The following is a 12179-nucleotide window of genomic DNA, read 5'->3' as shown; positions in this document are numbered from 1 at the left end:
GGCGCTTATTCACGCCAGCTGAATAGCTCGAACTTAGAGAGAATTTGACAAACTGTCAAATATAGACACAATGTAAATTAATGCGGTGGATGTGAAGCGATGCCAAATAAAACGAACGCGAGACAAGAAATATCGGGTGCGAGGGAGGAGCTGCTTCGGTTCGCTCCCGTCGCCGAAGCCGTTGCGATCCTGCTGAAACCACATGCGGAAGTCGTCATCCACGACCTGACGACACAGACCATTGCCTACATCGCCAACAATTTGTCACGGCGCGAAGTCGGCAACTCGTCGCTTGCCGACTTGAAGGATATCGGAGCGCTCGATACGGATGTTATCGGGCCCTACCGGAAAACGAACTTCGATGGGCGGCAGCTCAAGTCGATAACCTCGGTGCTGCGTGATCCAGCGGGTGATCCGCTCGGCCTGCTCTGTATCAATTTCGATATTGCGCCGATCGAGGCGGCTCGCGACGCATTAAGCCTTCTTGCCGCGTTCCAGGATGGCGGTGCGCAGCCGGCTGCCCTTTTCCGAGCCGATTGGCAGGAAACCGTCAATGCAGCGATAGCGGATTTTCTTGGTGAACGGGGGCTTGCAGCATCAGCCCTGGCCAAGGACGATCATGCTGCACTCATCGAGATGCTCGAGCAGGAAGGCTATTTCTCCATCCGCAATCTGGTGCCCTATCTCTCGCGCCTTCTCGGCATTTCACGAGCGACCGTTTACAAGCACCTGCGCGAGGCACGGCAGACCAAGATCCGCAAAACGATGTCCTGATGATAGCAGCAAGCAATGGTAGTGACTTGAACGCCACCCGTTGCGTCTCTATCGCTTCAGCTCGCGCTCGAATTTCTCGATCTGCTGCAGGACCCAAGGATCATCAGCCGAATATTGGATCGTCTCGCTCTCCAGCCGCTTTTGACGGCGACGCCGAATCCAGTCGATGAAGGCGAGAAGCAAACGCATGCGAATATCCAAATTCTCTAAGTATCTGCGAGGTCCGGCAACCTGACGGGAAAGCCAATCGGCAACCGGACCTCGAGGACCGCAAGGCGTTGCGGCGGTTGTCTTTCTGCCCGCGCAAAAATGAACGGTAGCTGAACACATATGCACGTTATAATGGATTTATAAGGCGGCGCAATGCCACATTGAGGACGTGCATTTCCTCTTCAATTGCCCGCAAAATGGTCATCCAACACGATTTTCATCAGTATCGACGCGCAACACTTCCAACTTGCCGGGCTTTTTTGTGCAAGCGTACCGTTATCGCCAAAACTGACCTAGTCTGATTGGGCGACGAATATTAAACAACGCCGCGTCGCTTCCGATTTCCCCGGAGTGGCACAAGCTTAGCCTCGCCCATGCGAGGCTTTTTTCTTTTTGGAGCTCAACCACCACGACGGCGCGGTTCTCCGCCCGGCGCATAGACAGTGTCTTGCTCGAAGGCAAACACGGCGCCGCACCGGCAGCGCATCATGTGCTTGCGTGGATCCGTCGAGGGCCTTTCGGTCGAAAACCCCTTGGCCATCTCGTCGATCTTGAAGTCGCGGCTTGGCGCCCGACGATTATCGGTCTCGGAAACCTCTGCAAAACCGGCGTGCCCGCATCTCGCACATTCCAGCTTCCGTGAATATCGATCTCGTGCAGCCATTCTCTTCCAACTCGGGGACTCAGATTTGAGCCCTTTCTATCAGCGCCACCCGAACTCTTGAAGGCCAGGACGCGCGATCTCGGGTTTCCGTGCTCCCGAAACCTCTCCAACCTGACGTCAACCACAGAAAAAAGCGCGGCCCTCGAAAAAGAGATTGACCTGATGGCAGATGTCAGACCAATTTAGGTCTCATGAGGAGACCAATGCTTACCCCCCTTCCGTCCATCGACCGGACGCAGCAGGTGATCGATGCGCTGACGACGTTTATCGAATCGTCGAAGCTGCAGGCTGGCGAAAGACTGCCGACCGAACGCGAGCTGATGGCGGCGCTTTCCGTGGGGCGCTCGACCATCCGCGAGGTCATCACCTATTTCCAGGCACTCGGCGTCATGGAAACGCGCAAGGGCAGCGGCACCTATCTGCTGAAGCCAGTTTCCAAAAGCACCATCCACATGCCCCTGTCGCTCGACCCGTCGCACTTGCGCGATGCGTTGCTGCAGACGCTGGAGGTTCGCAGAGGCATCGAATGCGAGGCCGGCATGGTCGCGGCCCAAAAGCGAACCGACGAGGACATGGTCATCATTGAGCAGAAGCTCAACGAGATGGAGCGCGTCCATATCGCCAAGGGCACGTCGGGACCGGAAGATCTGGCGTTTCATCTCGCCGTCTACGACGCCACCCACAACCCTTTGTTCCGCCAGCTCCTCGAACAGATGCGCGAAACCTTCGAGCGCTTCTGGTCACACCCTTTCGACCGGCAGGATTTTGCACGCCGGTCCTTCCCCTATCACCGCACGTTGTTCAACGCGATCGTTGACCGAGACCCCGAAGCAGCGCGCGCCGAAACACTGAAAATTCTCGACGTTGTCGAGGAAGACATCAAGGAAATGTCCAAATGACTGACGGGCTAGAGCCGTTCGAACTTGCCTCGCTTATCACGGCCCATGACGAAGGCAACTTCGCCGAAGCCGTCGTGCCGCCGATCTTCCAGACGTCGCTGTTCACCTTTTCCAGCTATGACGAGATGATCGCTTCCTACCGTGGCGAAAAGGTGCGGCCGATCTATACGCGCGGCCTCAATCCGACGGTGCGCATGTTCGAGGAAATGCTCGCCAAGCTCGAGGGTGGCGAAGACGCGCTCGGATTTGCCAGCGGCATGGCGGCCATCTCATCCGCCGTCCTGAGCTTCGTCGAGCCCGGCGATCGGATCGTCGCGGTCAAGCATGTCTATCCCGATGCCTTCCGCCTGTTCGGCACCCTGTTGAAGCGCATGAAGGTCGAGGTGACTTATGTCGACGGTCGCGATGAAGAGGCCGTTGCCAAGGCACTTCCCGGCGCCAAGGTCTTCTACATGGAAAGCCCGACCAGCTGGGTCATGGAAGCGCATGATGTCGGCGCGCTTGCGGCGCTTGCCAAGCAGCATGGCGCCATCTCGATGATCGACAACAGCTGGGCGACCCCCTATTTCCAGCAACCGCTGAAACTCGGCGTCGATCTCGTCATTCATTCGGCCTCCAAATATCTCGGCGGCCACAGCGACGTTGTTGCCGGCGTCGTCGCAGGCTCGAAGGAGATGATCGCGCGCCTGAAGGCGGAGGCCTACCCCTATCTCGGCGGCAAGCTTTCGCCCTTCGACGCATGGCTTCTGATCCGCGGCCTTCGCACGCTCCCGATCCGCATGAAGGCACATGAAGCTGCGGCGATGACGATCGCCAAACGGCTGCAGGAACTCGATGTCGTCGAGCAGGTTTGCCACCCCGGTCTCGCAAATCGGCTGCCGGCGGGTCTCAACGGAACCTCGGGCCTGTTCTCCTTCATCTTCCGCGAGGGCGTTGACGTCAGGGCTTTTGCCGATCGTCTCAAGCTGTTTAAACTCGGCGTGAGCTGGGGCGGCCATGAAAGCTTGATCGTGCCCGGCGAAGTCGTGCTGCAGCAGAAGGCGCAGCCGAACTCCGCGCACACATTCGGCATCAATCCGCGCTCGGTCCGTTTGCATATCGGCCTCGAGGGTGTCGAGGCGCAATGGAAGGAACTCGAGGAGGCGATCGCCGCCGCCTCGTAAAATCATCAACTTAAGAGGAAAACCTAAAGGGGAACCAACATGAAAAGACTGATAACAGCAGCACTCTTTACCGCCCTGATGGGCGGCACCGCCTTTGCCGATACGACACTCAAGCTCGTCGAAGTGATCACGAGCCCGGAGCGCACCGAGACGCTGAAGTCGATCGTCGCCAAGTTCGAAGCCGCCAACCCCGGCACCAAGGTCGACATCATCTCCCTGCCCTGGAACGAAGCCTTCCAGAAGTTCGCCACCATGGTCTCGGCCGGCGATACGCCCGACGTGATGGAAATGCCCGACACCTGGGTATCGCTTTACGGCAACAACGGCATGCTCGAAAGCCTGGAGCCGTATCTGGCGAAGTGGGAGCACACCAAAGAGCTGACGCCACGCGCGCTCGAGCTCGGCCGTTATGTGAAGAACACCGCCTATATGCTGCCTTACGGCTTCTATCTGCGCGCCATGTTCTACAACAAGAAAATCCTGAAGGATGCAGGCGTTTCCGAACCACCGAAGACGATGGACGAATTCGTCAAGGCATCGGAAGCCATTTCGAAACTGCCCGGCAAGTCCGGCTATTGCATGCGCGGCGGCCCGGGCGGCCTCAATGGTTGGATGATCTTCGGCGCCTCGATGGCAGGCGACAACAAATACTTCAAGGATGACGGCACCTCTACGATGAACAGCCCTGGCTGGGCCAAGGGCATCGAGTGGATGGTCGATCTCTACAAGAAGGGCTATGCGCCGAAGGATAGCGTCAACTGGGGCTTCAACGAAGTCGTCGCCGGCTTCTATTCCGGCACCTGCGCCTTCCTCGACCAGGACCCGGACGCTCTGATCGCGGTTGCCGAGCGCATGAACAAGGATGATTTCGGCGTGGCCCCACTGCCAAAGGGACCGGACGGCAAATCCTTCCCGACCATCGGTTACGCCGGTTGGTCGATGTTCTCGACAAGCCAGAACAAGGATCTCTCCTGGAAGCTGATTGCGACCCTTGAAGGCCAGGAAGGCAATCTGGAATGGAACAAGAAGATCGGCGCCCTGCCGGCTTATACGGCCGCGGAAAAAGACCCCTTCTATGCGGGCGATCAGTTCAAGGGCTGGTTCCAGGAACTCGCCGACAAGGATACCGTTCCTACGGTCATGCCGACCTATCTTGAAGAATTCGCTTTCTTCAAGGATTCGCTCGCCATCAAGACATCCCAGCAAGCATTGCTCGGCGATATCTCTGCGAAGGATCTGGCGGACCAATGGGCCGATTACCTGACGAAGGCCCAGCAGAAATACCTGGCCAAGAAGTAAGTAGCTTCTGCGGCGGCGGAGCGCTCCGCCGCCGCGTCTGCCCATTTGAAACATATGGCGGTCCAGCGCCGCGAACGGGAACACTTGCAGATGACTTCGATCCCCGACACGCTCGACAGGCGTCATGACCGCAGGTCATGGCTGAAGCGCCTCGCCGACGCCTCGGAGCCCTATCTCTATAGCGCGCCTGCCCTCATCCTCATCATTGCCGTGATGCTGGTGCCGCTGGCCATCGGTATCTCCTACGCGTTTCGCGATATCCAGTTGCTCAATCCGTTTTCGGGCGGCTTCATTGGCCTCGAGCACTTTCGAGATCTTTCCAAGGATACCGCCTTCTATTGGGCGCTGAAGAATACGCTTTGGTGGACCGGCGCTTCCGTGGCGCTGCAATTCGTCTTCGGTTTGATCCTCGCGCTTTTGCTGGACAAGCCGTTTTACGGTCGCGGACTTGTACAGGCGCTGGTGTTCCTGCCCTGGGCCGTCCCGTCCTTCCTTGCCGGTCTCAACTGGTCCTGGTTGTTCAATCCGGTGATCGGTCCGATCCCGCATTGGCTTTATGCCATCGGCCTGATGAGCCAGCCGAGCAATATTCTCTCCGATCCGAATTATGCGATGTGGGGACCGATCGTCGCCAATGTCTGGTGGGGAATTCCCTTCTTTGCGATCACGCTTCTGGCAGCCCTTCAGGCGATCCCGCGTGACCTTTACGAAGCCGCCTCCATTGACGGCGCCGGCTGGTTCGAGCGCTTCCGTTCCATCACGCTGCCCTTCCTCGCTCCGACCATCGCCATCACCGTTCTCCTGCGTACCGTCTGGGTTTCCAACTTCGCCGATCTGATCGTTGTCATGACCGGCGGCGGCCCTGCCGATCGCACACAGATCGTCGCCAGCTATATCTTCACGCAGGCGTTCAAACGGCTGGATTTCGGCTATGCCTCAGCCATCGCTCTGGTGCTGCTTGTGCTGCTGCTTGCCTACTCGATGTTGATCATCCTGCTGCGGCAGACCCTGCTGAACAAGGATTGAGCCATGAGACGATCCATTCTTCCGACAATCGCGCATCGCCTGGCAATCCTTTGCTACATCGTCTTTGCGCTGTTTCCGCTCTTCTGGCTGCTCAAGGTTTCGGTGACGCCGAACGATCTCCTTTACACGGAAGGCGTCAGGATGTGGCCGTCCCGCACCACATGGGAGCATTATGCTTTCGTGTTGCAGCACAGCGACTTTCCGACCTTTTTCGAGAACAGCTTGATTGTGTCGGGGTCGACTGCCATCGCCGTGACCATCTGCTCGTCACTCTCGGGCTATGCGCTATCGCGCTTCAACTTCCGCGCCAAATACTGGATCGTGGCGTTGATGCTGCTCACCCAGATGTTTCCGCTGGTCATGCTCGTGGCGCCGATCTTCAAGATCCTGACGCCGCTGCATCTCACCAACAGCCTGACGGGTCTTGTCATCGTCTACACGGCCTTCAACGTGCCCTTCGCGACCTTCCTGATGCAGTCATTCTTCGACGGCATTCCGAAGGATCTGGAAGAGGCCGCGATGATCGACGGTGCGACGCAGTTTACCGCCTTCCGGCAGATCATCTTGCCGTTGACCTTGCCCGGCATCGCCGCGACGCTCGGTTTCGTCTTCACGGCGGCATGGAGCGAACTGCTATTTGCTCTGATGCTCATCAACGGTAATCAGGCCGCGACCTTCCCCGTCGGCCTTCTCACCTTCGTCTCCAAATTCTCGGTGGATTTCGGACAGATGATGGCGGCTGGCGTCATGGCGCTCATTCCGGCCGCGCTCTTCTTCCTGCTCATCCAACGCTATCTCGTGCAGGGCCTGACGGCCGGCGCGGTCAAGGGTTAAGCCAATGGCATCGATCGATATCCAGAACGTGAAAAAGGCCTATGGCCACGTGCAGGTGCTGCACGACATCGACCTGCGGATCAAGGACGGCGAATTCGTCGTTCTCGTCGGCCCATCCGGATGCGGCAAGTCCACGTTGCTGAGGATGATTGCCGGTCTCGAGGACATCAGCGGCGGCGAAATCCGCATTGCCGAGAACCGCGTCAACGAGTTGCATCCGAAAGACCGCGACATCGCCATGGTCTTCCAGTCCTACGCGCTCTACCCGCATATGAATGTGGCCGGCAACATGAGCTATAGCCTGCGGCTGCGGAAGATGGCGAAGGATACGATTTCCAAGGCGGTCTCAAATGCGGCGGCCAAGCTCGGCCTCGATCCGCTGCTCGAACGTCGCCCGAAGGCGCTCTCCGGCGGTCAACGTCAGCGTGTCGCCATGGGCCGCGCCATCGTGCGACAGCCGAAAGCCTTCCTGTTCGACGAGCCGCTTTCGAACCTCGATGCACGCCTGCGCGAGCAGATGCGCGCCGAAATCAAGAAGTTGCATGGCGACCTTAAAGCGACATCCATCTACGTAACCCACGACCAGATCGAGGCGATGACGCTGGCTGACCGTATCGTTGCCATGCATGGCGGCGTGGTGCAGCAGGTGGGTAGCCCACTCGAACTCTATGATCGCCCCGCCAATCTCTTCGTTGCCGGCTTCATCGGCTCACCGGGCATGAACTTCCTGGACGCGACCTATGAAGGCAATGCCGTCAAGCTGAACGACGGCACAGCTATCGCGCTGCCCGGAACGCTGAATTTGGCCGCTGGAGCCAAGATCACGCTCGGCATTCGCCCGGAGCATGTCGTGCTGTCGTCAAATCCGTCCGATATGGCCGCCAGGGTCGAACTGATCGAACCCACCGGTTTCGGCATCATTCTGCATCTTTCGCTGCATGGTCTGCCGTTCAAGGTGTTCACCTTGGATCGCAATGCACTCGGCTCCGGAACGCAGGTAAACGTCTCCTTCCCGCCTCAGCATCTGCATGTCTTCGACGAGAATGGAAAAAGGGCGGCCTGACGGCCGCCCCATAAATTCCTAGCTTGCAAAGGGCTCCGTCGGCCCCTTGGATGGCCGCGTGAACCAGTGCGCGCCATCAGCGCCCATATAGATGTGATCCTCGAGCCGGATGCCGAATTTCTGCGGAATGACGATCATCGGTTCGTTGGAGAAGCACATTCCGGCAGCAAGTGGCGTCAAGTTGCCGCGAACGATATAGGGTTCTTCGTGGATCGCCAGCCCCAGGCCATGACCGGCTCTATGCGGCAGTCCCGGCAATTTGTAGTCTGGTCCCAACGCGTGCTTGGCAAGAACCGCACGTGCTGCATCATCAAGACTTGAGCAGGAAGCCCCGAGCTTGGCCGCATCGAACACCGCCTGCTGCGCTTCGCGCTCAATCGCCCAGGCATTTTCAAAGGCGTTGTCGCCCGACTTGAGCTTATAGGTCCGTGTCAGATCCGAATGATAGCCGTCGATGCGGGCGCCGGTATCCACCAGAATGACATCGTCTTCACCGAGTATCTGATCGCCATCGGCGCCATGCGGCAACGACGTCGCCTCGCCGAACGACACGATGCAGAAGCTGGAGCCGCCATGCGCGCCGGCCTCACGGTGCCGCCGATCGATGAAATCAACCACTTCGGAGGCGCGAATGCCCGGCTTGAGCATGGCATGTGCCTGCTTGTGAATATCGAGCGTCAGGTTCATGGCATATTGAATGAGCGCGATTTCGGCAGATGATTTGATCCGCCGCAGCCGGTTGATGATCGGGCCGCCGTTAGTCAGCCGTTCCGCTCCAAGCTCAGCGGCAAGCGCATGATAGAAGAAAAGCGGCATGTTGTCGTCGATTGCCAGAGTACCGCGCTCACCCAGCAAACTGGATACCAGCGCCGCACTGCTTTCCTCTTCCTGCCATTCCAGGATCTCTGCTTCCAGGTGCGGCAAAGTCTCGACTCGACTGCGCTCGAAGCCAGGCACGATGTAATAGAGTGCCGAGGGCGTGACCAAAGCACCGAGAAAACGCTCACTTGCATGCCAGACGAGGCCCGTGAAGTAACGCAGGCTTTCGCTCGGCCCGAGCAGGATACCCGCCAAACCCTCAGCATCTAGCAACCGGCGGAGCGACGCGAGGCGCTCCTGACGTTCCGTTTCCGTGATCCGAGGAACTGGATGTTGCCACGACATGATTGCTTCTCCTCAAGTCTTTGTCAGATGCGGTCAACGCCGCGTCGCACGATAATGGCGACACTAATAGCCTTGTAGGCAAAATGTCGACAAGGGAAAACAGGCGCACTGCCAACCCACGATCGCTAAATTATCTGACAGCGAAAACGCGCGGCCAGTGATTGATTGTCGTCATCGAAATCACAGATCGAGGACGACAATGCAAATGCAAAACGGCATAATTCCATTCCAGCGATTTCGTCTTGCCGAGCCCCGGCGGATGAGGCTGTTTTCGGTGCTTTTCAGAACAATCCAATTGCTTGGACGCAAGATGGCGGAACGGCGCAATCGTAATGCGCTGATGGAACTCTCGGACGATCAGCTTAAGGATATCGGCCTTTCTCGCAGCAAGTCCAGCAGCGGCGCGCATTTTTACAGTCGCTACTAAAAACCTCACGCAAAGCGTGTTACGGTTCAATGGCGCGGCTTGCCTCCGCGGGGGGATGGGGATAGCGGCATGTCAATGATCTCAACGGCTCTGCTGCTGAAAACGAATACCGTTATCATTCGTGATGTCGTGTGCACTGGCGAATGCAGGCACAAGAGCGATGAGGAATGCGCACACAGGACAAGCCTCGTCTATCCCTATCGCGGCGTCTTCAAACGCCATGTCGGCCAGAATGACGCGGTTGCCGAGGCCAACCAGGTCCTCTTTTTCAACGCCGGACAGGGATATCGGATCAGCCATCCCATCGATGGAGGCGATGCTTGCCTCGATCTTTCGATCGACGAGGCTATCCTGCAGGAGCTTGTGCCACGGGAGCAGATGCAGGCCGGTGAGAACACTATATTTCACCGCCAGCGTCGCCGTATCGATCCACGGGCACAGGCGCTCGTTGCACTTCTTCGGCATGGGTTAAGCCGCAACATAGCCGAGAGCCTGGAGGGAGAAACGTTGGCTCTGACGCTGGTGCGCCGTTCGCTTGGCGAGCGTACATCGCATGCCGCCGGGGCAAGTTTTGGCCGACAGAAACTCGTCGACCGCGCCAAGCTTGTCCTCTCGTCCGATCTTGCCCGACGATGGACGCTGGCTGAGATCGCCAAGGATGTCGGCGTCTCCCCCGTTTATTTGACCCAGGTTTTCCAGCAGGTCGAGGCAATACCGCTGTACCGCTATCAGTTGCGCTTGAGGCTCGCTCGCGCCCTCGATCTTCTCGGCCAATATGACGATCTTACGATGCTCGGTCTCGATCTCGGTTTTTCCAGCCACAGCCACTTTAGCGCCAGTTTCAAGCAGACTTATGGACTGACGCCTGCCGAATTCCAGCGCTCGGTTCAATTGAAATCGAAGCGCTACGCCGTTCGCTAAAGATTCCGACAGCGACAGCGGAGAGATCGGTGCTCTGATGATCCCGCGCTCAATTGAAGAGCGCTTTAGAAGAGGATCAAGCGATGAAGAAAACCACATGTGCTGCCTGCGATTGCGAACTGGGCGCCGACGTCATCAAGGTCAATCTCGGTGGCAAATCGGTCGAGGTCTGCTGTGAAGAATGCGCCACGGCTCTGCGCGAGGCGGATCAATCGACGTCCGCATCTTCGGCAAGTAAGGACTAAAGACGCAACTACTCACGCATCAGGCGTACCGAAACGATCCATCAAAGAAGCCGCGTACAATGCGTGGCTTCTTTCTGTGACGAGATCTATGTCCGGAGATTGTAATGAAGTGTTGCCGGAGCGCGCTCAGCAAACTTGGTTCGCAACATTCTCCCGCCAGGAAATATTCGGAAATATCGGGACGTACCTCATTCATAAGGCCTTACTAGGCTCGCCATCGGTGAACTTGAAAGGCACTGATCATGAGTAAACGTCACATCGTCACTACATTGCTGGTCACAGCTATTGGAGGAATTGCCGTTTCGGCCTTTGCCGCCCAAACGCCTCCGACACCTGACGCGCAACAGCCCGCGCCCGTCGAAGCGACCCAACACATGCCGGGCCCGATGCCGCAGGACGGCTGGCCATACCCCGGTCCTCATCCGGAAGGCCCGATGATGGGCTTTGGTGAAGGCAGGCCCATGCCGCCTTTTGGGCCGCCCGGCCGCTTTCCTCACGGGCCGAACCCGGCTCTTGAGATCGCAGGTAAACTTTCAGCCTTGGAAACCCTGATCGGCATCCGCAGTGCACAGCTCGATGCCTGGAGAGACTATACCGGCGCGCTCACTGACTTCCTTGCATTTCCAATGCATCAACCGCATCAGACGGGGGCTGCGACACCGCCGCAGCCCGATCAGGCGCCCGACGGTCAGAACGAGCTCTTTGGCGAGCGCATTGCCGATCGAGCGCTTGAACGCGCGGCCAAGGCAACGGTCCTGAAGGAGAAAGCCGCCGCACTTCGCAACGTCCTCACAAGCGACCAGTTGGCCAAGCTTGAGGATGTCGAACATTCTCTGATGCCCGGCCCTCATCCGTTTCGCTGATGGCCTGCTAGACGTTAAATCGGCGTCGTTTGACGCCTGATCAAACGTGATCACTTCCTCTCCGCCTCAAGCAGATCGAGATTCCCTCCGGATGCCCTCATCTGCTTGAAGGAGCGGCCCACAGGGGTCGAATGGTCCGGAAACGCCCCGCCCGGCGCTTCCGGACCAATAGTTTATGCGTCAACCGTCAGTCTTCCATCGTGAATGGGTGCCGACTGCTCGCAACAGCCCTTTCGTCACCTGGCGAGGCAACGGCAGACCGCGATCGCCGGAAATAAATGTTCTGAAGAGATGAGAACCTGTGATGGCGGAAACCAGTCGCGTTCAATCTGCTTGATTGTGACCGCTCGATTGTGATTGCCAATCCCGCTTTGGAGAATGCGATGTCATGCATCCGATAATCCGGCTTCGCCAGTCGTGTTGGGGGCGTCATGGCGAAGCCGGGTATGCGGGGCGATCAAAGCCTGCTCGAGTCAAGCATGAGATCGGCTGTAATTTTACATCAGCGGGCCGCCAGAGCATTTCCAAACATTGCTGGAAAGGGGCATTTTGGCGAAATTTAATGTCTCGGTTTTTCTGCCTCAAACGCCATTTAATTCGTAAGTTTCATGAACTTAACACTACGTC

The 12179-nt window shown here is 57.9% G+C and carries 12 protein-coding genes and 1 pseudogene; 11 read left to right on the top strand and 2 right to left on the bottom strand.

What is annotated here, in order from left to right; genetic code table 11:
* Positions 1-99 precede the first annotated feature (99 nt).
* On the top strand, positions 100-774 hold the full coding sequence (locus tag HGP17_RS14345; RefSeq protein ID WP_168809990.1) for a PAS domain-containing protein: 675 nt from the start codon (positions 100-102) through the stop codon (positions 772-774).
* Positions 775-822: 48 nt separating this feature from the next.
* Here the strand turns inward: HGP17_RS14345 and HGP17_RS14340 are convergent, their stop codons facing one another.
* Positions 823-963, bottom strand: coding sequence for a hypothetical protein (locus HGP17_RS14340; RefSeq protein ID WP_168809988.1), 141 nt, complete (start codon positions 961-963; stop codon positions 823-825).
* 888 nt (positions 964-1851) lie between these two features.
* Between HGP17_RS14340 and HGP17_RS14330 the strand changes: the two genes are divergently transcribed.
* The 6 genes from HGP17_RS14330 (at position 1852) to ugpC (ending at position 7932) form a co-directional block, all read left to right on the top strand.
* Positions 1852-2547 carry a FadR/GntR family transcriptional regulator gene (locus HGP17_RS14330; RefSeq protein ID WP_168809984.1) on the top strand — a complete coding sequence of 232 codons (696 nt, stop codon included), beginning with the start codon at positions 1852-1854 and terminating at the stop codon, positions 2545-2547.
* The gene (locus tag HGP17_RS14325) at positions 2544-3710 is read left to right on the top strand and encodes a PLP-dependent transferase (RefSeq protein WP_168809982.1); all 1167 of its coding nucleotides are present in this window, start codon (positions 2544-2546) and stop codon (positions 3708-3710) included. Before HGP17_RS14330 ends, HGP17_RS14325 begins: the two co-directional genes overlap by 4 nt.
* A gap of 39 nt (positions 3711-3749) precedes the next feature.
* Positions 3750-5009 (top strand): sugar ABC transporter substrate-binding protein, encoded by a 1260-nt coding sequence (locus tag HGP17_RS14320; protein WP_168809980.1) that lies wholly within the window; start codon positions 3750-3752, stop codon positions 5007-5009.
* 90 nt (positions 5010-5099) lie between these two features.
* A complete protein-coding gene (locus HGP17_RS14315) occupies positions 5100-6035 on the top strand; it encodes a sugar ABC transporter permease (RefSeq protein WP_168809978.1) in 936 nt (311 codons plus the stop codon).
* Positions 6036-6038: 3 nt separating this feature from the next.
* Positions 6039-6869, top strand: a complete 831-nt coding sequence (locus HGP17_RS14310; RefSeq protein WP_168809976.1) for a carbohydrate ABC transporter permease — start codon at positions 6039-6041, stop codon at positions 6867-6869.
* 4 nt (positions 6870-6873) lie between these two features.
* On the top strand, positions 6874-7932 hold the full coding sequence (ugpC, locus tag HGP17_RS14305) for a sn-glycerol-3-phosphate ABC transporter ATP-binding protein UgpC (protein ID WP_168809974.1): 1059 nt from the start codon (positions 6874-6876) through the stop codon (positions 7930-7932).
* A gap of 18 nt (positions 7933-7950) precedes the next feature.
* On the opposite strand, the gene HGP17_RS14300 is transcribed toward ugpC, so the two are convergent.
* Positions 7951-9096 (bottom strand): Xaa-Pro peptidase family protein, encoded by a 1146-nt coding sequence (locus HGP17_RS14300; RefSeq protein ID WP_168809972.1) that lies wholly within the window; start codon positions 9094-9096, stop codon positions 7951-7953.
* 292 nt (positions 9097-9388) lie between these two features.
* Between HGP17_RS14300 and HGP17_RS33720 the strand changes: the two are divergent.
* The 4 genes and pseudogenes from HGP17_RS33720 to HGP17_RS14280 form a co-directional block, all read left to right on the top strand.
* A pseudogene (locus tag HGP17_RS33720) lies at positions 9389-9523 on the top strand (DUF1127 domain-containing protein); the annotation flags it as partial.
* A gap of 69 nt (positions 9524-9592) precedes the next feature.
* Positions 9593-10444 carry a helix-turn-helix transcriptional regulator gene (locus HGP17_RS14290; RefSeq protein ID WP_168809967.1) on the top strand — a complete coding sequence of 284 codons (852 nt, stop codon included), beginning with the start codon at positions 9593-9595 and terminating at the stop codon, positions 10442-10444.
* Between the two features lie 83 nt (positions 10445-10527).
* The gene (locus tag HGP17_RS14285) at positions 10528-10689 is read left to right on the top strand and encodes a hypothetical protein (RefSeq protein ID WP_168809965.1); all 162 of its coding nucleotides are present in this window, start codon (positions 10528-10530) and stop codon (positions 10687-10689) included.
* A gap of 242 nt (positions 10690-10931) precedes the next feature.
* A complete protein-coding gene (locus HGP17_RS14280; RefSeq protein ID WP_168809963.1) occupies positions 10932-11552 on the top strand; it encodes a hypothetical protein in 621 nt (206 codons plus the stop codon).
* Positions 11553-12179: the final 627 nt, after the last annotated feature.

The sequence above is a fragment of the Rhizobium sp. P38BS-XIX genome (genome assembly GCF_012641435.1).
Classification (GTDB): Bacteria; Pseudomonadota; Alphaproteobacteria; order Rhizobiales; family Rhizobiaceae; genus Rhizobium.
The sequence above is the reverse complement of the archived record's forward strand: the minus strand, read 5'-3'. Positions and strand labels throughout refer to the sequence as shown.